This window comes from Streptosporangium sp. CA-115845, from assembly GCF_050943795.1.
GTDB lineage: Bacteria > Actinomycetota > Actinomycetes > Streptosporangiales > Streptosporangiaceae > Streptosporangium.
In genome coordinates this window covers 5,735,293-5,757,565 of sequence record NZ_CP191988.1, presented here as the reverse complement: position 1 = coordinate 5,757,565, position 22,273 = coordinate 5,735,293, and the positions used below count along the sequence as shown (strand labels likewise).

Here is a 22,273-nt window from a genome sequence, read left to right as displayed (position 1 = left end):
CGGCCTGCTCCGGGTTCCGCCACGGCGGGTCTGTCGCCGCCGAGGCTCGATCGCCTCAAGGCGAGCTTGTCGAACATTGTTGGGTAAGTAGTTCGGTCGTGGTTTAATAGGCCTCGAAAAACCAAATAGTGTTCGGTGAAGATTCGCGTCACATCATTCTCACCCGATCAGCCCGTCCGCCCTGAAGCGAGGAGTCCCAGCGTGAAGTTCAACATCATGTCTCTCGGGGACCATGTCACCGATCCGGTGACAGGTGTCCGGCCCTCCGCCGCCGCGCGGCACATGACCCTGGTGGAATCCGCGGTGCGGGCGGAGGCGGCCGGGTTCAACGGCGTCAACATGGGCGAACACCACGGCATCGAGTACATCTACTCGGCCCCCCCGGTCCTGCTCGCCGGGATCGCCCAACGGACCACGACGCTGCGATTGGGCACGGCGGTCACGCTCCTGGCGAACCTGGACGCTCTGCGCATCGGAGAGGACTACGCCACCCTGGACGTGCTCTCGGCCGGCCGGGCGGAGATCGTCGCGGGCCGGGGCAACTTCTTCGCCTCGACCTACGCGCTGTTCGGCCAGTCGGTCGATGAGTCGAAGGATCGCTTCCGCGAGAACGCCGAACTGCTGTCCAGCCTCTGGAGTGGCGAACCGGTGCACTGGAGCGGCCGGTTCCGCGCGCCGGTGAACGGTGAGCGGCTGCAGCCGCCGCCGCTGCAGCACGAGCGTGACGTGATGTGGATCGGAGGTGGCAGCTCGATGGACTCGGTCGAGCTTGCCGCCAGGCTCGGATGGAAGCTGATGCTGCCCAGCGCGTTCGGCAACCCCGACTTCTTCGTCCCGGTGGTCGAGCACTACCTGCAGAAGTGGCAGGAGTTCGGCCACCGGCACGAGCCGGAGATCGGCGCGGGCTGGCACGTGTGGGTGGGCCTCGACGGGCGACGCGCCCGCCAGGCGTGGGAACCGCGCTACCGTGCCTACCATCAGTGGATGCAGCAGCTGCTGGCGGTGGTCAATCCGGAGCTGCCCGCGCATCAGGCGCGTCCGTTCGACTTCGAATGGCTGACCGCGAGCGGGCCCGCCGTCGTCGGCAGCCCGGACGAGGTCGTGGACCGCATCGGGCAGCTCTCCGAGCGGTTGCGGGTCAGCACGCACCTGCTGTACATGGACATGGGCGGAATGCCGGATGCCGAGCTGCTTGAGGCGATCGATCTCATCGGGGACAAGGTCATCCCGCAGTTCGGCTGAGCGCTCACCGGTCCCGAGGCCCGCGTGCGAGGGTGCGTCCCCCGATCTGTCGGCGTTCGTCCGCACCCCGCCCTTCGCGATGACCCCCACGGGTGGTCTGTTCTTTCGTGGATCTCGAACACCTATCCCGTATTACCAAACGCCGTTGTGTTATTCGCGGTCGCCGTGATACCAATTGTTCCGCGGAGCTTACCTGGGCAGGGTGCGCCGCGGCGCCCGAGGGTCGTCGAACACCCCATGTCCGGAGGCATCAGTGTCGCAACTGTCGCTCTTGTTCACGCCGATCACGATCGGTGGAGTCGCGGTCCGTAACCGAGCGGCGATCACGGCACACGGTGCAAGCGAGATGTTCCGCAATCCACGGCTGGCGCCCGAGCCCTACATCGAGTATCTGCGGCGACGGGCGGCCGGCGGGGTCGGCCTGATAATCGCCCAGGCGCTGTACGTGAACCCCCTCGACGATTACCCGGCCGAGTTCGCGGACCGGCACGCCCGGCTGGCCGAGGCGGTGAAGGCGGAGGGGGCGACGCTACTGCTGCAACTCGTCCATCTCGGCGCCACGTTCCGCTCCGATGCCGACGTGCGCAGGCCACCGCTGTGGGGGTTCGGCACCACGCTGACCGACCGTGGCGAGATCTCGCACGCGATGACCGGTGAGCAGATCGAGATGATGATCGCCGGTTACGGCCGAATCGCCGCGATGGCGGTGCGTGCCGGTTTCGACGGGTGTGAGATCCACGGCGCGCACGGCTATCTTGGTCAGCAGTCGCTGAGTCCGTGGCTGAACCGTCGCGACGACGAGTGGGGCCTGGACCGCACGCTCTTCCTGCGCCGGGTGATCGAGGTCGTACGCGGCGAACTGGGACCCGATCGGATACTCGGTTACCGGAGCGCGACCGACGACCTCCGGTCGCCCGAGGACGAAGGCCTGGGCGCGGTCGGATCCATCGCGGCCGTGCAGGCCATGCTGGCGACGGGGGAGATCGACCTCGTCAACACCACGGTCGGGCACGGTGGCAAGAGCTACGCGCAGGCGATCCCCAGCTACCGGCACACCGAGGGGGTCAACATGCCCAGGACCCGGCGGCTACGGGACGCGATCGGCGCCGCGGTCCCGGTGATCGGTGTTGGGCGCATCTCCTCGATCGCGGTGGCCGAGGCCCTGCTGCGGGCCGGTGACTGCGACCTGGTGGCCATGACCCGTGCGCATATCGCCGACCCTGACATCGTGTCCAAGGCGCGTCGCGGGGTTGCGCACCGCATCCGGCCGTGCGTCGGAGCACTGGTGTGCAAAAGCCGTAAACTCGACGGATTCTCCGAGATCACCTGCCTGCACAATCCCGAGGCGCTGCGCGAACACGAGTTCGTGGTGCGGCCCGCCGAACACTCCCGGAGAGTGGTCGTGGTGGGTGCGGGACCGGCCGGGCTGAAGTGTGCCGAGGTCGCGGCCCGTCGCGGCCACGAGGTCCGGATCTTCGACGCGGCCCGCCGGGCCGGCGGGGCGCTGCGCTGGGTGGAACGGACCGCCGCGGCCGACCTTGCCGGCAGCGTGGACCATCTGGCCGCCGAACTTGAGATTCTGGGCGTCAAACCGGAGCTCGGCGTGACCGTTGACGCCGGGCTGCTTGAGGAACTACGGCCCGACCACGTTGTCCTCGCCACCGGTGCGGCCCGGGCGCCCGGCGAGCCGTTCCCCGGTGCGGAGACCACCAGGGTGCTGTCCGGTGTCCAGGCGCTCGACGCCCTGGATGGCGATGGTGACGACGTGCTCGTGTTCGACGCGATCGGCGCGAACGAAGGGGCGCTGGTGGCCGAGGCGCTGGCGGCCCGCAGCCGGCGGGTGACGTTCGTGACGCCTTACGAGACCGTGACACCGTACAGCGGAGCCAGTCATCGCATGGAGGTGCCCGATGTGCTGCGCAGGCGGATGTCCCAGATTGTCACCCAGGGGCTGCTCGGATTCGCCGACGGGCGCGTCGTGACGGTTGTACGCCCGGAGGGGGAGACGATCGCGGAGATCGAGGTGGGCGCTGTGGTGGCGATCGTACCGCCAGAACCGCGGCTGGAACTGCTGGAAACCATCAGGGCCACCGGCGTGTCCCACTCCATCGTGGGTGATGCCCAGGCGCCGCGGACCGCGACCGAGGCGTTCCGCGAGGGCGCACTGGCCGCACTGGTCATCTGAGCATCGCAGAGGTGTTCCGCTGGGGTTTGCCGCCAAATTAATCAATCATCGTTGGTTTATGGGGGTCGTTACCCCTTCCGCCCGTTGGACAAGGAGTAGATGACATGACTGAGCCGGTCCAAGGTGGGGCGATCCCGGCCGCCACCGGAGTCGTGGTGCTGGGATCCGGAGCGGCCGGCCTGTCGGCCGCGCTCTCGGCACGTGCTTACGGCGCCGACGTGGTGCTCCTGGAAAAAGGGCCATCGGTCGGGGGCACCGCGGCGCTGTCGGCAGGCGTCGTCTGGGTCCCGGGCAACCATCACGCGGCGGCGGCGGGCATCGTGGACTCCCGCGAGGAGGCGATCCGCTACATCACCTCGCTCTCCAACGACCGGCAGAACCCGGAGACCGTGGCGTCGTTCGTGGATGCCGCTCCAGAGGTGCTGCGGTGGTTGGAGGAGAACACGGGGCTGCGCTTCATCGTGCTGCCCTATCCCGACTACCACTCCGAGAACCCCGGAGCGCTCCCCGCGGGCGGCCGCTCGCTGGCCGAGGAGATGTTCCCGTTCACCGAACTCGGTCCGTGGGCATCGAAGGTCATCCTGTCACCGGGGCAGCACGGGCGCATGCGGCTGAGTCCCAACGAGACCATCTACGGTGGGGCGGGTGGCGGCCCCTCAGCCGAGGTGGTCGCCGACCGTGAGGTCCGTGATCTGCGAGGCTGGGGCCAGGCACTGGTCGGTGCCCTGCTCGGAGGGTTGTTGGAGCGCGGTGTCGAGCCGGTGACCTCGGCGCACGTGACCGAACTCGTCGTCTCCGGAGACCGGGTCACGGGTGTGCGTGGCAGGCACGAGGGGGAAGCCTTCGAGATCAGCGCCGAGGCCGGGGTGGTCATCGCCACCGGCGGCTTCGACTGGGCTCCTGATCTGGTGCGGACCTATCTGCGTGGCCCGTTGCAGAACTCCGTCGCGGTGCGGGAAAACGTGGGAGACGGGCTGCGGCTGGCTCAGCAGGTCGGCGCCGAGCTTGGCACGATGCAGGAGGCGTACTGGACACCGCTGATCCGCCGCCCAGGTGACGTGCGGCGCGGTGACGGTGTGTTCCCTCGTTCGGCCACAGTGGTCACCGAGCGCAGCCGACCCGGTTCGATCATCGTCAATCGGGCAGGTCGGCGGTTCTGCAACGAGGCCACGAACTACAACGCCATCGTGGGAGCCTTCCACGCCATCGATCCGGCAAGCCTGGCGTTCGGCAACCTGCCCGCCTTCCTGGTGTTCGACGAGGGTTTCCACGCCAGGGGGGCGGTGGCCGACTGGATACCCGGCGACGAGGTGCCGGACTGGATCGTCACGGCGCCGACGCTCGCCGAGCTGGCGGTCGCGATCGGGGTCGATTCCGAAGGGCTGGTCTCGACCGTGCGGCGGTTCAACGAGCACGCCGAGGCGGGGCACGACCCGGACTTCCACCGCGGCGAGTCGTCGTTCGAACGCGCCAACGGGGACCTGAACCGGGCCGGGCCCGCGGCCAACCTCGGCCCGCTGCGCGAGCCTCCGTTCTACGCGGTGGAGATCGAGGTCGGGGCCTTCGGCACCCGGGGCGGCCCGGTCACGGACGGTGTCGGGCGGGTGCGGAGAGACGGCCGCCCGGTGCCGGGACTGTACGCGGCGGGCAACGCGGCGGCGTCGGTGATGGGCATGGCCTACCCGGGCGGAGGGTCCACCCTCGGCCCCGCGCTGACCTTCGGGCACCTGGCCGGGCGGCACGCCGCAACCGGCAAGTAGACGACCTGAGCGGGAGGAGAGAGGCGAAGGTGAGTGCCGAGGACGACAGCCGGGCCGGGTTCCTGACAAGGCTGCGGCTGGAAGAGGCGGGCGTGGACCGCTGGTACGGCCGTGTCGCCGGCAGCCGGGCGGAGCAGATCCCGCGCGGGCTGCTCGCCGCGCAGGGCACGATGGCGGCTGGCCGGACCGTCGACACCCGCTGGAGCTGGGTGCACTCGGTACACGTCACCCACCTCGCCGAAGGCGACCCGGTGGCCGACGTCGAGTACCGGGTCGAACGACTGCGCGACACCGAGCACACCGCGAACCGCCTGGTGCGGGCGATGCAGGGACAGACCGCTCTCGCGGTCGTGACCGTGGCGTTCCAGACACCGCGGCGCGGGTTCGGGCCGAACCACCAGGAGGAGTGGTCGAGCGAGCCGCCCGACCCGCATTCGCTGCCGGCCGTCTCCTTCGAGGCGGGCATCGTGCCTCTGCTCGACGTCCGCTACATCGATCGCGCGCCTTGGGAGCCCTTGGCCGGCCCCGAGGCAGCGAACCGGATGTGGATCCGCTTCACCGAGGAGCTTCCCGACGAGATCCTCCCGCACTCCGCGGCGATCGTGTTCGCGACGGAGTCGCTGCCAGTCGAACCGGTCGCGCCGAGGTCGGGGGAGTGGACCGACCTGGAGTCGGGCCGCGGACTGCATGCCGTGGCGCTGGACCTCTCGGTCCGGTTCCACCGCAGCTTCCGCGCGGACGACTGGGTGGTGCACGAGCACCGATCGCCCTCGAGCGCGGACTACCGGGCCCTCTCCACGGGCCGGTTCTTCTCCTCGATGGGCAGGCTCGTCGCCTCCGTGTCCCAGGAGACCGCGCTGCTGCCTGTCGCCGATCCGGTCGAGCACAAGGAGGTTGCACAGCAGGCGGGCACCTCATCCGGTGCCGGTCGGTAGTTCGAGACGGCGGCGTCGGCGGACGTCGGCGCCGCCTCGATGAAAGGAATGGCATGCCGTTTCATCACGTCGCCGTGGCGGCGAAGGACGTCAAGAAGTCGCACAAGTTCTATACCGAGGCCATGGGCTTCACCCTCAAGAAGGTGGTGAAGCGGCAGACCCCCGAAGGGGGCTGGACCAAGCACATCTTCTACGACACGGGCGAGGGCGAGCTCTTCGCGATCTGGGATCTGCGGGGTATCGAAGGCGTCGTGGTCGACCCCGACCAGTGGCAGGGGGGCATGGGCAACGGCCTGCCCTACTGGATCAACCACATCGCGTTCGACTGCAAGGACATCGGCGGCCTTGAGGAGCACAAGCAGCGCTGGCTCGATCACGGCTACAACGTGGCCGAGGTCAAGCACGAGTTCATCCACTCGATCTACACCCGGGACCCCGACGGCACCCTGGTCGAGTTCACCTTCGACACCCAGCCGCTGACCGAGGCCGACGAGCGGGAGGCGGTGGAACTGCTGGCTGACGACAGCCCGGCCCAGGTGCCGGAGTACGAGGGTGTGCAGCACAAGTCGCCGCATTTCCAGGCCCGGCGTGAGGCGGAGAAGAGGGAGCAGTCCATCGCCGGGGCGGGGGCGGCGATCTAGACGATCCGGTGCGAGCCGGGGCGGCCCGGGGAGCGGGGCGCTCCGGCTCGTTGACAAAGGGACGGCGATGACGACCTGCACCACGGTGCACCTGTTGCTCGGGCTCCACGAGGGCATCCGGCCGTCGGCCGGTCACTACGAGGTGGTCTCCCCGGTGCTGGCCAAGTCCGCGCCGGACGGGACGGCCCTGCCGATACCCCCGGCGCCCTTCGACGTCCTCGTCGAGGTGCGACTGCCCGGCGCGGAGCCCACGATGTCCGACGCGGTGTTCAGGGCGCTGTCCGACGTGCTCGGAGCGCACCTGGGTTTTGACAGGCGGCGCAGTGCGGTCCTCGCCGGTGTCGAGCACACCGTGATCCCTGGCTCGGACCGGGCACTGGCGGTCGGTCTGATCCGGCGCCGGGCGCGGCTGACCCGCGCGGCGTTCCTGGAGCACTGGCGGGAGCGGCACGTCGCCTACGCTCGGCGCGTCTCGGGCAGTGCGGGCTACCGCCAGTTGCACGCCGTCCCGGAGTTCTCCACCGCGGTCGCCGCCGAACTGGGGATCCCAGAAGCCGGATTCGACGGTGCCGGGCTGCTGTACTTCTCCGATCTGACGTCGATGTCGCGGGTTCGCTCGTCGCCCGAGGTACGGCGCGACGCGACGGAGGACGAGATGCGTTTTGTCGACCACGCCCGGTCGCATTTCTTCGCGGTGCGAGCGTCGGAGTAGACCACCGCCCTGGCCGGAGATCACCAAGAAGCGGGGGCCGCCCACCGGCGGATGAGCCGGTGGGCGGCCCCCGTCGCGGGTCAGGTCGGGTCGCCGGGGAATCCGGGGAGCAGCCGGCCGTGCAACCGGGCGTCGTCGGCGGCCGGTGCCTCGTCGGTGGCACGGTCCCACGTGTCGGTCGCGGCCAGCGGGGCGACGGCGTCGATTCGCCGGACGGCCTGGTGGCTGAAGTAGCGCACAAGGTCGTCGAGCCGGTGCGCGGCCTGCTCGTGGACCAGCGCCGTGATCTCCGCGTGCTGTGCCCGTGGGTCCGCCGGGCGGTGGCCGAGCAGTTCGGCGGCATCGTCGCCGTCCCTGGCGTCGGGCCGCAGGCGGCTCGCGCGCAGCACGGTGCGTGCTAGCAGCAGCGTGTGCGCCGACCCGCCGGGAGCGCCGGTGTTGTCGACCGGAGTGGCTTCGATCCGGTCGGCCAGCAGCGAGGTGAGAGCACTCAATTCCCCGCCGTGGGGCGGGCTCGGTGTCAGATCGAGAGGCGGGTGCCCCAGAGACTCGCCCAGCACCTGGCAGATCCCCGCCCGAGCCAGGGCGTCCCACCAGAAATGCTGTAACGCCTCCGGGTTACGGACCCTCGGGCGGTGTACGTCGCTGCTCATCCCGGTGAGCAGGAGCACCCCCGCGGCCACCGTGTAGTAGTCCACGACCGCGCGGTCGACCGCGCGGCCGGAGGCCGCGGCGTACTCGGTGACGAACTCGGGGAAGGCTCCGCTCGGGTAAAGCGCCTCACGGAAGCGGGTGTAGCCCAGGTCCGACAGAGGGTGTCCGAGGTGAGCCACCTCCCAGTCCAGCAGCGCGGTCAGCCGGTCGCCGTCGAACATGAATTGGTTCGGTCCGGCGTCCCCGTGCAGGAGGCAGGTCTCGCCGGCATCGGGTGCGTTGCGGCCGAGCCACCACACCGCCAGGTCTATCAGCGGATCGGGACGCGTGATCTTCGGTCGCAGCACGTCGTAGTCGGCCAGCACCGCCGCGAGCGGGCCGGGCCGGTCGGGTCCGGTGCCGGTCACCTCAAGCTCGTGCCGGCTCTCGAGGTGGCTCCACCGGAGGCTGTGGGTCACGGCCAGCTGTCGGGCGTACTGGCGCATCAGGCTCACCCGGTCCGCGGCTGGGGCGGACTGGAGGAAACCGGACCCCGCGACCCGTCCGATGAGCAGGACCTTGGCCTCGGGAAGGTAGCCGTGGTAGCTCGGTACGGCGACGCCGGTGTCGCGCAGCGTTGTCAGCGCCGCCGCCTCGCGGCGGGTCCCGAAGGCGGACAGCATCCGGGAACGGGCCTCGACCGCCGGCGGAACGCGCGGGCCCTTGAGCACCAGAGTGATCTCTCCGGCGGCGGTGTCGACGTCGATGAGATAGTTGGGCCGCCAGCGGGCCATCCGCCGGGCCCGCAGGACGCGTCCTCCGACGAGCCGTTCCACCCACTCCCGCAGGCTTGGATCCAGCACTGATGCCGTGTCGGGGACGTCGTGGCGAGTGGTCATGTTCACCCGATCTTCCTGTCGAGGCGATCGACTCGGCGACACCCGGTTTCGGAGTGCCTCGGTCCGGAGCCAGAATAGCCAAACAGTGTTTGGATATCGATTCGGGGCACGCGACAAAGGACAGGCGGTGCACGACGTGCGGAGGTGTCGTGGGCACGCGGCGGTCCGGGCGGCCCCGCGCACCGGAGCGGTGGGCGGGGCCGTGACAGCCGAACCGGTCATGACGTCCCGGATGGGCGTTTCTAGCGGCCCTGCCACATGGGGGTGTCGTTCTCGTCCCACTCCAGTTCGTCGATCAGGTCGACCACCCCGTGGACCCGCAGCGCCATCCGGGCCGCGATCAGCGCGTCACTGTGCCGTGCCATGTGACCGCTCAGCTTCGCGATGCCCTGCTTGACGGTGACCTTCACCTGGGAGGTGTCCACCCACAGGGAATGATCGAGAACGTCCTCCCTGATCTCGCGGGCGATCTCGTCGTCCGTGCGCAGGAACACCTTGAGCAGGTCCTTACGGCTGACGATGCCCTCCAGCCTGCCCTCACGGTCGACCACCGGCAGGCGCTTGACGCCGTGCTCGTCCATCAGCCGCATCGCCGACACCACCGGGGCGTGCGGGGTGATGGTGACGGCGGGCGCGGTCATCAGTTCGGCCGCGGTGTCGCCGTGGGCCTTCTCCTGGGCCGAACGCCCCTCCCGGCTGAGCCGGTACCGCAGCCGGGCGCGCAGCGGCGGCCGGTAGCCCTCGCGGTAGTACTGCTCCTTGAACTCCTCCTTGGCCAGCAGGTCCGCCTCCGAGACGACGCCGAGGACGTGGTTCTCGGCGTCGACGACCGGCACCGCGCTCACCCCGTGGGCGATGAGCACCTCGGCGACGTCCTTGAACGGCGTGCTGCCGTTGACCGACGCGACAGCTCGCGTCATGACCTCGTTCACCTTCACGCGCATCGTTTCCTCCTCGAAGGGGTGGAAGCCTCTCCTTCATTGGACAGCGGGACCCGCCCCGGGGTGAGGGTCGGAAGTCCTTCATCGGTGGTCTTTCGGTCCTGATGAGGCATTCGGCGCTTGGGCTCGATTGACAATACGCAAAGTATGATGTGCAATATTTTGCATGCCGGTCCCGAAAAGCCAAGGCCTCGTCGCCAGATCCCTGCTGCGGGAGGACGCCTACCGCGCCCTCCGCGACGCGATCGTCGACGGCACCCTCGCGCCCGGCGAACGTCTCAACGACGCCGATCTGATCAGCTGGCTGGGCATCAGCCGCACGCCGATCCGCGAGGCACTGGCCCGTCTCGAACAGGCAGGTCTCGTGCAGACGAAACCGGGCCGGTTCACCATCGTCAGCCCGCTGGACGACAGAGAGACCCGCAACGCCCAGTCCGTCGCCGCGGCCATGCACGAACTGGCCGTGCGCGAAGCGGTGCCGGTGCTGTCGGGCGAGGAACTCGACCTGATGCGTCAGGCCAACGAGCGGTTCGCGGTGGCGCTGCGGCGCGGTGACGTCGACGGGGCGCTGGCCGCCGACGACGATTTCCACCAGGTCGCCGTCACGGCGTGCGCGAACAACGTGGTCAGGTCGGTGCTTGAGCAGGTCACCCCCGCGCTGCGCCGGGTCGAGCGGCTGCGCTTCTCCTCGCTCACCGGCCGGGGATCAGTGGAAATGCACGACGAGATCATCGCGCTGTGCGCGGCCGGGGACGCCGACGGCGCCGCGCTGGCCGCGCGGGCCAACTGGCAGACCCTCGCACCACTGCTGGACTCGGCGACCGGGGACGCGGCCGGCGGCGCGTGGAAACTTTCAAGCTGAATCGCCCCGGAAACCCAAGGAGCACGACATGTCCCTCGCGGACTTTCCCCGCTATCCCCTGCTGTTCGGGCCGAGCCCGGTGCACCCGCTCGGCCGGCTCACCGCGCACCTGGGCGGAGCGCGTATCTGGGCCAAGCGGGAGGACTGCAACAGCGGTCTCGCCTTCGGCGGCAACAAGACCCGCAAGCTGGAATACCTGATCCCCGAGGCACTCGCCCAGGGCGCCGACACCCTGGTCTCCATCGGCGGCGTGCAGTCCAACCACACCCGGCAGGTCGCGGCGGTCGCGGCCAAGCTGGGGCTGAAGGCCCTGCTGGTCCAGGAGAGCTGGGTCGACTGGCCCGACTCGGTCAACGACCGGGTCGGTAACATCCTGCTCTCCCGGATCATGGGTGCCGAGGTGCGGCTGGTCGACGAGGGGTTCGACATCGGCTTCAGGGACAGCTGGGAGCAGGCTCTCGCGGAGGTGCGCCAGGCGGGGGGCGTGCCCTACGCGATCCCGGCAGGGGCCTCCGACCACCGCCTCGGCGGCCTCGGCTTCGCCAACTGGGCCTACGAGGTCCAGCAGCAGGAGCGGGAACTCGGCGTGTTCTTCGACACGATCATCGTCTGCAGCGTCACCGGTTCCACCCACGCCGGGATGATCGCCGGATTCGCCGGCCAGGACCGTCCCCGCCGGGTGATCGGCATCGACGCCTCCGCCAAGATCGAGGCGACCCGGGCACAGGTGGCGAGGATCGCCCGGAACACCGCCGAGCTGATCGGTCTCGGGCGCGACCTGCGGGAGGACGAGATCACCGTGCTGGAGGGCTGGGCCGGTGACTTCTACGGCATACCGGTCTCCTCGACGCTGGACGCGATGCGGCTCACCGGTGGCCTGGAAGGAATGATCATCGATCCGGTGTACGAGGGCAAGTCCATGGCCGGGCTCATCGACCTGGTCAGCAGCGGTGAGATCGGCCCGGACTCCAACGTTCTCTACGCCCACCTCGGCGGGCAGCCCGCCGTCAACGCCTACAGCGCCCTCTTCCGCTGACCTCCGCGTCCCCGCCCTCCTCGCCACGGGTCTGCGTCCTGCCGCCGCCTGACCCACAGAGGCATGCGGGGATCCTCCGAGAACGGGTCCGGCAGCCGGCCTGATCGCACAGGTCCGGGTCAAGAGGTCAGCAGTGCCGCGTAACGGTCGAGGTCGACGTTTCCCCCGCTGACGATCACGCCGACCCGCTGCCCGCGCAGTTGGGGGGCGAGGTTGCGGACGGCGGCGAAACCGAGGCATCCGGTGGGCTCGACGACCGTTTTCATGATGGACCCGAAGACCCTCATGCTCTCGACGAGTTCGGCGTCGGTGGCGGTGAGGATGTCGTTGACATCGCGGCGGATGATGTCGAACGGGTAGGTGCCCAGGTGCTGGGTCTGCGCGCCGTCGGCGATGGTCTTCGGGGTGTCGATGTGGACGATGGCGCCCTGGCGCAGCGATCGCCGGCCGTCGTCGCCCGCTTCGGGTTCGACGCCGTACAGCATGCAGTCCGGTGACAGCGCCCGGGTCGACAGCGCCGTGCCGGACAGCAACCCGCCGCCGCCCAGAGGTACGAAGAGCGCGTCGAGCTCACCGACCTCGTCGAACAGCTCCTTGGCGGCGGTGCCCTGACCGGCGATCACGTGGGGGTGGTCGTACGGGGGGATCAGCGTGAGGCCGCGGTCGGTGGCCAGTGTGCGGCCGATCTCCTCCCGGTCCTCGGTGTAGCGGTCGTAGCGGACGACCTGCCCGCCGTAGCCCTCGGTGGCGGTCACCTTCGCGGCCGGCGCGTCGTGCGGCATGATGATCGTGGCCGGGATGTCCAGCAGCCGGGCGGCCAGGGCGATCGCCTGGGCGTGGTTGCCGGAGGAGTAGGTGACCACGCCGGAGCGCCGCTGCCCGGGGGTGAAGCGCGACAGGGCGTTGAACGCGCCGCGGAACTTGAACGCGCCCACACGCTGGAAGTTCTCACACTTGAACACCACATCGGCGCCGACGCGCTTGTTGATCAGTCGCGAGCGCAGCACCGGGGTCCGGTGGGCCTGTGACGCGATGCGGGCGGCGGCGCTCCGGACGTCGTCGTAGGTCGGCGACTGGGGCATCGGCTGGCTCTTTTCTGTTGGACACGGCTGGGGTCACGATCTCGATGAGATGATCCGCACGCCTCCGGTAAAGGCAGGATCCTACCCAGAGAGGGGAAAGCACCGCTTCTACCATCTTTCGCAGTTAGCGGCCTGATCTATCCCTATGGTCAATCGAACGTGTTCACCGAACCGGCTGCTCACCGCTTAAGCACGTTCTAATATTTCCTGGCGCGCTCCGAGGTACGCCCCCCAACCGGTGAGCACCGCACCGATGCGCGATGTCGACCCCAGCGCCCCGGCGAGGGACCAGACCAGAGGAGAACCGCGTCAACGACCCCCTCCTGAAGGAGGGGGCTTGAAGTGCAGTAATGCGCTTTGAAGCCCCGCGTTGACCAGCCCTGGCCATCAGCTCAAGGAGGTGCGTTGTGATGGCTACGTTGAACACGAGATCGCAGACCCGCCGGCGGGTGCTTCCTCAGCCTGCCGCTCTGGAATCCGTGGGAGCAGACACGCCCGAGGGTGGGCACGAAACGGCTCACGGACACCGCCTCGCGGCGGTACCTGGTGTTCAACCTGGGCGAGGGGAGATCGAGCAGGCCGGCACCCGGTCCACTCGGCGTCACCCCGACCCGGCTTCGGCTGGGAAGGGAGCGGGCAGTCCAGCCCACCCGGTCGTGTTCGTCCTGGACAAGCACGGCCAACCGGTGCAACCCACGAACCCGGCCTACGCGCGGAAACTCCTCCGTTCCGGCCGGGCCGTGGTTCACCGGCATACCCCGTTCGTTATCCGACTGAAGGACCGCACAGCAGCTGATTCCGTCGTGGCAGGCGTACAGGTCGGCATCGACCCCGGCTCCAAGCACACCGGCCTGGCGGTGTTCACCGAGCGCGACGGGAGCCGGACCGGCAGGTACGCGCTCCAGCTCGACCACCGGGGCGGGGCGATCCGCGACAAGCTCACCGCCCGCTCGCAGTATCGGCGGCGACGCCGCAGTAAAAACCTGCGTTACCGCGCCCCCCGTTTCTCCAACCGCACCAAGCCGAAAGGGTGGCTCGCGCCGTCGCTGCGACACCGCGTCGACACCACCATGTCGCAGGTGGCGCGGCTCACCCGCTGGGCGCCCGTCACCGCCGTCCACGTGGAGAAGGTCTCCTTCGACACCCACGCCTTATCAGCCGGGCGACCGCTCGAAGGAGCCGAATACCAGCAGGGCACCCTCGCCGGGTACGAGGTCCGCGAATACCTGCTCACCAAATGGGGGCGCACCTGCGCCTACTGCGGCGCGAGCGGCGTACCGCTCAACCTCGACCACATCCACCCCCGCAGCCGGGGCGGCTCCGACCGGATCAGCAACCTCACCCTGGCCTGCATCGGCTGTAACCAGACCAAGAACGCCACCCCCGTGCAGGAGTTCCTCAAGGACAAACCCGCCCTCCTCGCAAAAATCCTCAAGCAGGCCAAAGCGCCGCTGCGGGATGCCGCCGCCGTCAACACCACCCGGTGGGCACTGTGGCAGGCACTGCAGGCGACCGGCCTGTCCGTTCACGCCGCCTCCGGCGGGCGTACCAAATGGAACCGCTCCCGTACCGGCGCGCCGAAGTCCCACACGTTGGACGCGCTGCACGTCGGCCGCCTAGACGCCGTGACCACCTGGCCGTCCACCGTGCTCGTGGTCAAGGCGACCGGGCGCGGCACCTACGCCCGTATCCGCACCGACCGCTACGGCTTCCCTCGCCTGCGGCTGCCCCGGATCAAGCAGGTCAAGGGGTTCGCCACCGGCGACCTGGTCCGCGCGACCGTCCCGACAGGTAAGAAGGCCGGAGTTCACACCGGGCGGGTCGCGGTCCGCAGCACCGGCAGTTTCAACATCACCACCTGGCACGGCACCGTGCAGGGAATCGGCCACCGCCACGTCCGCCTGCTCCAACGAGCAGACGGCTACGGCTACACCACCCACCCGGAAGTGCGGCAGCGTGCCGCGTTTCCTCCCGGCCCTGAAGGACCGGGTCTCCACGCTGGAGGTAATTGATGATCGATGTCACCGGGCAGATCAGCGCCGTACGGCGGCGGGTCGGCAGCCGTGTGCTCGAGGCGGGTGAGGCGCGTGTCGTGATAGTCAGCCAGACATACGACACCGAGATCGAAGACCTCTGGGACGCCTGCACCAACCCCGAGCGCATCCCCCGGTGGTTTCTGCCCATCTCCGGTGACCTGCGGCTCCATGGCCGCTACCAACTTCAGGGCAACGCGGGTGGCAGGATCGAGCGCTGCGACCCGCCCAAGAGCTATGCCGCCACCTGGGAGTACGGCGGGAACGTCAGCTGGATCGAAGTCCGGCTGACGGCCGAGCCCGAGGGCGGAACGCGTTTCGAGCTTGAGCACCTCGCTCATGTCGACGACAGATGGGAGGAGTTCGGGCCCGGCGCGCTCGGCGTCGGCTGGGACCTGGGACTCGTGGGCCTGGCCGTCCACCTGTCGTCAGGACAGGCCGTGGACCCGCAGGAGGCCGGGGCGTGGACGGCGTCCGACCAGGGCAGGCGGTTCATGGTACTCAGCAGCCTGGGGTGGTATGAGGCAGACGTCGCGGCGGGTGCGGACGAGGCCCGCGCGAGGGCCGCGGCGGATCGGGTCACGGCCGCCTACACCGCCCCGGCCGCTGAGGCGTCGAGCGAACTCTGACGCACCGGCCGGCCGGGAGAGCCGGCGAACGGAGGGCGAAAGCGGTCGAGATGATCGTGGATCGATGCGCGCGGCGCGCCGTCCGGGCTAGCATCGGGTCGTCCGGCCTGAACGGGGACGGTGCGGGCCCGGTCCCTCGGCGGGCCCCGGCAGGCGGCCGGTGCCGGGACCGCCCACGGATCGGGTCGTGGATCCGGTCGTGGATCCGGTCGTGGGGTGCCCGGGAGGTCGGGTGGTGGCAGGCAGAGCGATGAGGAGGAGAGCGGTGATCCGGCGCGACAGGCGGGCCGGATCCTTGGGCCGGAGGGTTCCGGCAAGATCATGTAAAGCGTTGCAATTCTCTGTGTAGGTGGTGTTGTGGTGGCAATCGGTACGATCCTCCGTTTCGACGAGGTGCGCGGATACGGTTTCATCGCCGCTGTCGGAGGAGGCGAGGATGTGTTCTTCCACGCCAACGACTTCGGTGAGAACCGGCATGTGGTTCAGCCGGGCCTCCGGGTGGAGTACGAGGTCATGGAGAGTGAGCGTGGCCTGAAGGTGTCGACGGTCAGCCTCGTGGACCCGCCGCCGGCGCGCCGGCCGGTCGTGGTGACGGCGCCGTCGGTGACGCCTTCCCCGGTCGCCTTTCAGCAGATCGGCGACGACGACGGCGTGTGTGACGTGCTGTCGGCGAAGTCCTTCGGCGGCGCGGTCACCGAGCTGCTCATCGAGCACGCGCCCACGCTGACGGGCGCGCAGATCGGGCAGGTCCGGCAGCATTTCCTGGCGTTCGCCCGATCCCATGGCTGGGTCGACGACTGACGCCTCTCGCGTGCGGCCCGCGCGTCCTCCTGGACGCGCGGGCCGTGGCCGGTTCGGTCGCCGAACGAGAACCAGCCGATGCCGGTGGGCCGTCCTGCCTCGCTCCGCCGGCTGAACGGTGCGGCGGAGATCGTCAGGACACCGGTCCCGATGGGCGTCAGAAGGGCCGAGGGGTCTCCGTGGAGGGCTGCACGACCACCAGAGACCTGTCCACCGGGACGGAGGCGACCAGGAGCCGGGTCGCCTCGGCGTACCTGGACAGGATGACCACCTTGTTGCTCTTCACGTCGACGTAGCGGACGCTTCCTCCGGTCGGATGGTTCGGCAGGGACTCGTCGAGTTTCCGCTTGATCGCCCTGAGCTTCGCGAGCGACGCGGCAACGACCTTGGGTTGGGCACCCGCCGCGACGATGAGGGGGATGTCGGCCGCGCGGGTGGTGGCCACCACCAGGGTCTCGGAGAGGGTGCCCGTGAGCCAGGATCCGCCGAAGCAGCCGCCGAGCATGTCGCGGAGCCTCGCTTCGACCGCCGTCAGCCGAGCCTCGTTGCGCAGCCGGGTCTCGGCCTGTGCCCTGGTGAGACCGAAGTCGCGTTGGAGTGCTTCGATCACGCCCGGCGGTAGCCGTTTGATGGGATCGGGCGGTGGTTTCCGTTTCCCGGTGGACGAGGCGGCAAAGGTGCTCGCCTCCCGAACCGGGACGACAGCCGGGACGATCGATGAGGTAAGCGTCAGAACGCACCCTGCGGTGACGATGTGCCTGCGGGACATGAGCCTCTCCTCGACTCCGGTTTCTCCGGACGTGAGGGGACCCGTGTCTGCGGCTGGTGACGCGACACGGGTGATGTAATGCTAATTCAGCCGTCACCGGTCACGGCCACAGGGAGCGGACGCCACGCGGATGGTGATTTCGAGCGGGGTCACCAGGCCGTTCCCGGACCTCCCGGGTGGGGCCGGTGCCGCCACGCCACGCCTGAACAGCGCGGATGCCCGCCTGGGGAGTCCGTTTCGCGCACACTGTGACTGATCCGTTGGAACAGGCCGGGGCTGCTGGGCCCTCGCTGATCGGTGTGGAGTGGTTCGATGAGCTTGTCCAGGCGTGAGATGGTCGCAGGGCTGGGTGTGCTGGCCGTTCCCCTCGCCCCGGGGCCGACGGCCCCGTCCTCACCGGAGCCCCGATCGACGGCCGCCGCACTGCCGGTCGTTCCCGCCGGTGTCGCTCCCGGGCGGCTCGCCCGGGACGAGGGCTTCTGGAGCACCGTGGCGCGGCAATATCGGGTCAGCCGGGACTTCGTCAACCTGGAGAACGGCTACTACGGGATCATGCCCGAGCCGGTGCGCCGTGCCTACCACCGCAACACCGACCACCTCAACGAGGTGAGCTCCTACCTGCTGCGCAACACCTACAAGGGGCAGGCGGACCAGGTCAGGAAACGCATCGCGACCATGCTCGGGGTCTCCAAGGAGGAGATCGCACTCACCCGTGGCGGTACCGAGGCCCTGCAACTGCTGATCGCCGGCTATCTGCGGCTGCGCCCCGGCGATTCGGTGATGTACGCCGACCTGGACTACCACAGCATGCAGTACTCCATGAACTGGCTGCGCGACCGGCGTGGCGTCCAGGTGGAGCGGCTGGTCATTCCCGAGCCGGCGACCCGCCAGGCGGTGCTGGACGCCTACGCCCAGGCGTTCCGGGAGCATCCCCGGGTCAGGCTGCTGCTGCTCAGCCACATGAACAATCGCACCGGACTGGTGGTGCCCGTGCGGGAGATCGTCGCGATGGCCCGCGAGCGGGGCATCGACGTGATCGTCGACGCCGCCCACTCCTGGGGGCAGCTGGACTTCACCATGGGCGATCTGGAGGCGGACTTCGCCGGATTCTCTCTGCACAAGTGGATGGGCCTGCCGCTGGGGGCGGGGTTCCTCTACATCCGCAAGGATCGCCTGGCCGACATCGACGTCGCCTTCGATGACGTGACCTTCCCGCGCGACGACATCCGCTCGCGAGTGCACGCCGGCACCCTGAACGTCGCCCCCGTCCTGACCGCCGACGTCGCACTGGACTTCCACGACGCCCTGGGCGCCGCCGCCAAGCAGGCGCGACTGCGCTTCCTGCGCGACCGCTGGGTGGGCCAGGTGCTCGACATCGACAACCTGGAGATCCTCACCCCCGAGGAGCCCGCCATGTATGGCACGATCACCGCGTTCCGGATCACCGGACGTACCTCGGAAGCCGAGAACATCGCGATCGCCACCGACCTGATGAAGCGATACCGGATCTTCACCGTCAACCGCGGCGGCCCGGCCAGGGGCGGCTGCGTGCGGGTGACACCGGCGCTCTTCAGCACCCGTGACGATGTCGACCTGCTGGCCGCGGCGGTGCGCGACATCGCGGGGCGGATGCGCGGCTGAGGGTCCTCAAGGTCCGGCACGTCGTCGAAGTCCTTCGGCGGTGCGGTTGAGCACGCGCCCACGCTGACGGGGGCCCGGACCCGCCCGGAGGGGGAGTGATCGTCGGGGCGCCCCGGCGACGTCCGGCTGACAGGAAGTCTGACAATGTTCTCGGGTATTCGCTGACTCAAATATTTACTGTTAGGAAAGTTTCTTTTATATTTGGGTCACCCCCCAGCGAAGGAGCAGTACATGCGCAGAACGGTCACCTTCCTCGCGACGGCGATCATCGCCATCGCCGCCACCGTGTTCGTCGCCTCACCGGCCAGCGCGCACGGCTACATCTCGTCGCCGCCGAGCCGTCAGGCCATGTGCGCCCAGGGCCGCGTCTCCAACTGCGGCGACATCATCTACGAGCCGCAGAGTGTGGAGGGCCCCAAGGGCCTGCGAAACTGCCACGGAAACGTCGGCCGGTTCTCCCAGCTCAGCGACGAGAGCAAGGGCTGGCCGGCCACGAGTGTCGGCAACTCGGTCACCTTCAACTGGGTGCTGACCGCCCGCCACGCCACCAGCACCTGGGAGTACTACATCGGCAACACCCGGATCGCGGTCTTCAACGACGGCGGCAGGCAGCCCGGCGCCACGGTCTCCCACAACGTGAGCCTGGGCGGCAGGACAGGCCGCCTGAAGGTTCTCGCGGTCTGGAACATCGCCGACACCGCCAACGCCTTCTACTCCTGCGTCGACCTGCAGCGCTGATCCCCGGCCCGCTCCCGCTCCCGCCGCGCCCCGGTGGGGGCGGGGGCGGGTCCCGTCATCCTGGCCGCCGCTCGGGCAGCGCGGCTATGCCGAAGCGCAGGCGCCGGTGGTCGTCGTACATCGAGCGGTCCGTGGCCAGGCGGTGAAACGCGAACGGCCAGTTGCGCATGTAGGCCGCCTCCTCGTCGCGGAACGCCTGGAGGCTGCTCTCCTCCGCGGAGTCCTTCGGACCTCGTGCGAGGAAACCGTCCCTGAAGGCGTTGAAGGTGTCCTGCTTGGAGAAGTTCTCCGCCCCGCGTGCCAGGGTGCCGTTCTCCAGCAGGGCCCGCCGGCGCGCGAGCGCCTCGCGCGCCCGCTCGCCGTGGACTCCCTCGTCCACCACGATCCGGTCACCGTCGGTGATCCTGCCACCCGCGGACAGGACCGCCTCCAGCAGGTTGACGGTGCCCCCCTCGTAGTCGCCGAGCTGCACGGCGTACCCGCCGTTCGCGGCGGCGTACTTCCAGAGCTGTTCGGTCGTGGTGGGTACGGGCAGGCCACGGCGGTAGAACAGCAAGGGTATGTCGGTGACGAAGGGCACCGCGTACTGGACACCGTCCACCTGGCCCGTCTTCAGAACGTTGTACATGAGGAGGCCCGCCCTCTGTGAATCGAGAGGGTACGGAAGGAGATAGCCGCTCCGGGCGAATTCGGCGGTCCAGGCCACGTCCACCGAGAGCACGTCGTAGGCGCAGCTCCCCAGCCGGGCACGGCCCGCCATCTCGGCCCGCTCCTCGTCCGTACGGTCGGCCACCTCGACCAGGGTGACCTGGGTGGTGTGCGTGCGGTTCCACTCCTCGATCAGGTCACGGCGGAAGCTACCGGCGGTGATGTCGGCGCCGGTCGCCACGGTGAGCCGGTCCGGCCCTCCGCAGCCGGTGGTGAAGGTGGGCTCACCGGGGAGGAGCGAGGAATCCTTCCCGGTGAGGGAGACGAGCATCGAGGCCAGCACCAGCCCCGCCACCACCCCGGCCCGCGGTTTAATCTGCCGAGCAGGGCGCGCGGACGTCGCGTCAGTCTCATCGAATCTCCTTGACTGTGGAGATCTCGGGCTCCGGTCCAGGGAGGGAGGTCAACGATGGTCCTTTCCACGCAGGCTGGAGATCAGGTGTCTCAGTGCCTGCCGCATGTCGGCTCCCGCCTCCACACACTCGCGGTACTTCCCGGCACGTGGAGGAGAGCGATCACAGCCGTTGTCGCCGAGGGCCAGCACATGGAGGGCGTTGACATTGGACGCGCGGGCGAGCGTCCCGCCGACGCTCTCCCCGCGCCGCTCGTTGTCGAAGACGCCTCCGTCGGTCACGACGACGAGGGCACGCCCGGGAGATCCGGCCCGCCGGTTCAGGTTCATGATCATGTCTGATATCGGGGCGTCGGAGCCCTCCGCCCTGGTACCGGCGACGCTCCTGGTCAGTTCGTCGAACTCGGCACGGCCCGCCGCCGGCTGCAGCTCCCTGACCCGGGTCCTGCGGCCGACCGTGGAGAAGGCGCTCAGTGCGAGGTCGTCACGAGGAGTGATCAGCGGTTTGATGTCGGGAAAGGTCTCACGCAGGCGTACCAGCAGGGAGCGGGGCGGTGCGGTCATCGAGCCGGACACATCGAGGGCGATCTCGACGTCGAGCCGGGGCAGGAGTTCGAAGAACCGGCTCTGGGCCTCTCGCAGTTCCGCGGGGGAGCGTATGACCACCCTTTCATCGGGGCGCTCACCGAAGAGCGGGTTGGCGGCCAGCCACGAGCGAAGAAGACCGAGCACGGTCGCGCGTTCCTCGCTCCGCTCGTCCGGCCAGCTGATCGTGACGAACGGGTAGTCCAGCCTGGAGAGCCCGGGAGAGGGGAACTCCTTGAGCTTGGCCATCCCGCTCGGTGCTCCTTCGGGGCAGTGGGGGTCGTTGAACCGCCCGTTGTTGTAGTCCGTCAGGCTGTGAAGCGGGATCACCAGGGCGGGGCTCCGGTTGAGCTCCTCGCCGCCGGTCCCGCGGCTGGCGGTCCTGAACCGGCAGAGCAGTGAGCTGACGCTCTCGGCGACGATGTCGGACTGCTCCCGGTCCACGACGTCGCCCAGGGGCATGAGGTCGGAGACCGCGACGAGCCCGGCGGTGGAGAGCTCGGGCTGCGGGTAGCTCACCGGCATGCCGAATTTCGATCGGACCACCTTCCACAGGACCGGGAGGCTGTGGCCGCCCGGCCGCCCGGCCGCCCGGCCGCCCCGCCGGCAGTTCCTTCCTGACCTTCTCGGCACGCCCGCTGATCATGCCGACCACCAGGCGGTCGGACGCGACCGAGGGACCGATGTCGAGGGTGGCGCCGCCCGCTGCCACGTCCTCGGCGACGAGCCTGGCCTCTCCGGTGCTGGTGGCGACCCAGGCGTCGGCCCGGGGACCGTACAGCCGGCGAAACGGCTCGTCACCCTCCTGGCGCGCGTCGTCGCGGTACCAGTTGTCGCCGAAGGCGTAGGCCAGTTCCCCGATCGAGGGCGCCACCCCGTGCCCGCACCCCGTCCGTCAGCACCGCGAACAGAGTGGTGACGCCGCCGGTGACCAGGGCGGTCGCGGCGATCTCCTTGAGCTTCGCCGGGAGGCCGCCGGGCGGGTCGGTCTCCGGTTCCCGCGGGCCGTCGGCGGGTGGGGAGGGGGAGGGGCCGGACATGGAGATCACTACCTGTTCGACGACGTGAACGACGGGCTCTCAGACGGCG

At 69.3% G+C, this 22,273-nt stretch carries 20 protein-coding genes; 13 read left to right on the top strand and 7 right to left on the bottom strand.

The annotated features are described in order from the left end of the window. Positions 1-201 precede the first annotated feature (201 nt). The 6 genes from ACQP0P_RS28180 to ACQP0P_RS28155 all read left to right on the top strand — a co-directional run bounded on the left by ACQP0P_RS28180 (position 202) and on the right by ACQP0P_RS28155 (position 7,475). Positions 202-1,242 carry an LLM class flavin-dependent oxidoreductase gene (locus ACQP0P_RS28180; RefSeq protein WP_433359773.1) on the top strand — a complete coding sequence of 347 codons (1,041 nt, stop codon included), beginning with the start codon at positions 202-204 and terminating at the stop codon, positions 1,240-1,242. A 202-nt stretch (positions 1,243-1,444) separates the two neighbouring features. Continuing rightward, positions 1,445-3,427 carry an FAD-dependent oxidoreductase gene (locus tag ACQP0P_RS28175; RefSeq protein WP_433382150.1) on the top strand — a complete coding sequence of 661 codons (1,983 nt, stop codon included), beginning with the start codon at positions 1,445-1,447 and terminating at the stop codon, positions 3,425-3,427. 104 nt (positions 3,428-3,531) lie between these two features. Further along, positions 3,532-5,187, top strand: a complete 1,656-nt coding sequence (locus ACQP0P_RS28170; protein WP_433359770.1) for an FAD-dependent oxidoreductase — start codon at positions 3,532-3,534, stop codon at positions 5,185-5,187. Between the two features lie 29 nt (positions 5,188-5,216). Continuing rightward, positions 5,217-6,122 (top strand): acyl-CoA thioesterase, encoded by a 906-nt coding sequence (locus ACQP0P_RS28165; protein WP_433359768.1) that lies wholly within the window; start codon positions 5,217-5,219, stop codon positions 6,120-6,122. Between the two features lie 53 nt (positions 6,123-6,175). Further along, entirely contained in the window at positions 6,176-6,763 is a 588-nt protein-coding gene (locus ACQP0P_RS28160) for a VOC family protein (RefSeq protein ID WP_433359765.1), read from the top strand. 67 nt (positions 6,764-6,830) lie between these two features. Further along, positions 6,831-7,475 (top strand): EthD domain-containing protein, encoded by a 645-nt coding sequence (locus ACQP0P_RS28155; RefSeq protein WP_433359762.1) that lies wholly within the window; start codon positions 6,831-6,833, stop codon positions 7,473-7,475. A gap of 80 nt (positions 7,476-7,555) precedes the next feature. Here ACQP0P_RS28155 and ACQP0P_RS28150 read toward each other — a convergent pair whose 3' ends face one another. Continuing rightward, positions 7,556-9,007 carry a phosphotransferase family protein gene (locus ACQP0P_RS28150; RefSeq protein WP_433382147.1) on the bottom strand — a complete coding sequence of 484 codons (1,452 nt, stop codon included), beginning with the start codon at positions 9,005-9,007 and terminating at the stop codon, positions 7,556-7,558. 242 nt (positions 9,008-9,249) lie between these two features. Further along, positions 9,250-9,951 carry a CBS domain-containing protein gene (locus ACQP0P_RS28145; protein WP_433359759.1) on the bottom strand — a complete coding sequence of 234 codons (702 nt, stop codon included), beginning with the start codon at positions 9,949-9,951 and terminating at the stop codon, positions 9,250-9,252. A 163-nt stretch (positions 9,952-10,114) separates the two neighbouring features. On the opposite strand from ACQP0P_RS28145, the gene ACQP0P_RS28140 reads away from it, so the two are divergent. Beyond that, positions 10,115-10,810, top strand: coding sequence for a GntR family transcriptional regulator (locus tag ACQP0P_RS28140; protein WP_433359756.1), 696 nt, complete (start codon positions 10,115-10,117; stop codon positions 10,808-10,810). A 28-nt stretch (positions 10,811-10,838) separates the two neighbouring features. Next, positions 10,839-11,846: a 1-aminocyclopropane-1-carboxylate deaminase gene (locus ACQP0P_RS28135; RefSeq protein ID WP_433359753.1), complete on the top strand. Its 1,008-nt coding sequence runs from the start codon at positions 10,839-10,841 to the stop codon at positions 11,844-11,846. 119 nt (positions 11,847-11,965) lie between these two features. On the opposite strand, the gene ACQP0P_RS28130 is transcribed toward ACQP0P_RS28135, so the two are convergent. Beyond that, positions 11,966-12,928: a threo-3-hydroxy-L-aspartate ammonia-lyase gene (locus ACQP0P_RS28130; protein ID WP_433359751.1), complete on the bottom strand. Its 963-nt coding sequence runs from the start codon at positions 12,926-12,928 to the stop codon at positions 11,966-11,968. 656 nt (positions 12,929-13,584) lie between these two features. Here ACQP0P_RS28130 and iscB point away from each other — a divergent pair. The 3 genes from iscB (at position 13,585) to ACQP0P_RS28115 (ending at position 16,391) form a co-directional block, all read left to right on the top strand. Next, positions 13,585-14,940 carry an RNA-guided endonuclease IscB gene (gene iscB, locus ACQP0P_RS28125; protein ID WP_433359748.1) on the top strand — a complete coding sequence of 452 codons (1,356 nt, stop codon included), beginning with the start codon at positions 13,585-13,587 and terminating at the stop codon, positions 14,938-14,940. Next, positions 14,940-15,590 carry an SRPBCC family protein gene (locus ACQP0P_RS28120; RefSeq protein WP_433359746.1) on the top strand — a complete coding sequence of 217 codons (651 nt, stop codon included), beginning with the start codon at positions 14,940-14,942 and terminating at the stop codon, positions 15,588-15,590. Before iscB ends, ACQP0P_RS28120 begins: the two co-directional genes overlap by 1 nt. A 360-nt stretch (positions 15,591-15,950) precedes the next feature. Then, entirely contained in the window at positions 15,951-16,391 is a 441-nt protein-coding gene (locus tag ACQP0P_RS28115; protein ID WP_433359743.1) for a cold shock domain-containing protein, read from the top strand. A 157-nt stretch (positions 16,392-16,548) separates the two neighbouring features. On the opposite strand, the gene ACQP0P_RS28110 is transcribed toward ACQP0P_RS28115, so the two are convergent. Continuing rightward, positions 16,549-17,160 carry a S1 family peptidase gene (locus ACQP0P_RS28110; protein ID WP_433359740.1) on the bottom strand — a complete coding sequence of 204 codons (612 nt, stop codon included), beginning with the start codon at positions 17,158-17,160 and terminating at the stop codon, positions 16,549-16,551. Between the two features lie 312 nt (positions 17,161-17,472). On the opposite strand from ACQP0P_RS28110, the gene ACQP0P_RS28105 reads away from it, so the two are divergent. Further along, positions 17,473-18,801: an aminotransferase class V-fold PLP-dependent enzyme gene (locus ACQP0P_RS28105; protein ID WP_433359737.1), complete on the top strand. Its 1,329-nt coding sequence runs from the start codon at positions 17,473-17,475 to the stop codon at positions 18,799-18,801. 231 nt (positions 18,802-19,032) lie between these two features. After that, positions 19,033-19,539 carry a lytic polysaccharide monooxygenase auxiliary activity family 9 protein gene (locus ACQP0P_RS28100; RefSeq protein ID WP_343977958.1) on the top strand — a complete coding sequence of 169 codons (507 nt, stop codon included), beginning with the start codon at positions 19,033-19,035 and terminating at the stop codon, positions 19,537-19,539. 55 nt (positions 19,540-19,594) lie between these two features. Here the strand turns inward: ACQP0P_RS28100 and ACQP0P_RS28095 are convergent, their stop codons facing one another. The 3 genes from ACQP0P_RS28095 to ACQP0P_RS28085 form a co-directional block, all read right to left on the bottom strand. Beyond that, entirely contained in the window at positions 19,595-20,542 is a 948-nt protein-coding gene (locus ACQP0P_RS28095; protein ID WP_433359733.1) for an extracellular solute-binding protein, read from the bottom strand. Between the two features lie 108 nt (positions 20,543-20,650). Then, positions 20,651-21,709 (bottom strand): hypothetical protein, encoded by a 1,059-nt coding sequence (locus ACQP0P_RS28090; RefSeq protein ID WP_433359731.1) that lies wholly within the window; start codon positions 21,707-21,709, stop codon positions 20,651-20,653. A gap of 272 nt (positions 21,710-21,981) precedes the next feature. Next, a complete protein-coding gene (locus tag ACQP0P_RS28085; RefSeq protein ID WP_433359728.1) occupies positions 21,982-22,224 on the bottom strand; it encodes a hypothetical protein in 243 nt (80 codons plus the stop codon). Positions 22,225-22,273 lie beyond the last annotated feature (49 nt).

Excerpts from the sequence above, each read along its gene's own strand:
- ACQP0P_RS28155 (WP_433359762.1), top strand. The coding sequence starts at position 6,831 with ATGACGACCTGCACCACGGTGCACCTGTTGCTCGGGCTCCACGAGGGC.
- ACQP0P_RS28085 (WP_433359728.1), bottom strand. The coding sequence starts at position 22,224 with ATGTCCGGCCCCTCCCCCTCCCCACCCGCCGACGGCCCGCGGGAACCG.
- ACQP0P_RS28120 (WP_433359746.1), top strand. The coding sequence starts at position 14,940 with ATGATCGATGTCACCGGGCAGATCAGCGCCGTACGGCGGCGGGTCGGC.
- ACQP0P_RS28140 (WP_433359756.1), top strand. The coding sequence starts at position 10,115 with ATGCCGGTCCCGAAAAGCCAAGGCCTCGTCGCCAGATCCCTGCTGCGG.
- ACQP0P_RS28130 (WP_433359751.1), bottom strand. The coding sequence starts at position 12,928 with ATGCCCCAGTCGCCGACCTACGACGACGTCCGGAGCGCCGCCGCCCGC.
- ACQP0P_RS28090 (WP_433359731.1), bottom strand. The coding sequence starts at position 21,709 with ATGCCGGTGAGCTACCCGCAGCCCGAGCTCTCCACCGCCGGGCTCGTC.
- ACQP0P_RS28135 (WP_433359753.1), top strand. The coding sequence starts at position 10,839 with ATGTCCCTCGCGGACTTTCCCCGCTATCCCCTGCTGTTCGGGCCGAGC.
- ACQP0P_RS28100 (WP_343977958.1), top strand. The coding sequence starts at position 19,033 with ATGCGCAGAACGGTCACCTTCCTCGCGACGGCGATCATCGCCATCGCC.
- ACQP0P_RS28145 (WP_433359759.1), bottom strand. The coding sequence starts at position 9,951 with ATGCGCGTGAAGGTGAACGAGGTCATGACGCGAGCTGTCGCGTCGGTC.
- ACQP0P_RS28150 (WP_433382147.1), bottom strand. The coding sequence starts at position 9,007 with ATGACCACTCGCCACGACGTCCCCGACACGGCATCAGTGCTGGATCCA.
- ACQP0P_RS28105 (WP_433359737.1), top strand. The coding sequence starts at position 17,473 with ATGAGCTTGTCCAGGCGTGAGATGGTCGCAGGGCTGGGTGTGCTGGCC.
- ACQP0P_RS28160 (WP_433359765.1), top strand. The coding sequence starts at position 6,176 with ATGCCGTTTCATCACGTCGCCGTGGCGGCGAAGGACGTCAAGAAGTCG.
- ACQP0P_RS28110 (WP_433359740.1), bottom strand. The coding sequence starts at position 17,160 with ATGTCCCGCAGGCACATCGTCACCGCAGGGTGCGTTCTGACGCTTACC.
- ACQP0P_RS28170 (WP_433359770.1), top strand. The coding sequence starts at position 3,532 with ATGACTGAGCCGGTCCAAGGTGGGGCGATCCCGGCCGCCACCGGAGTC.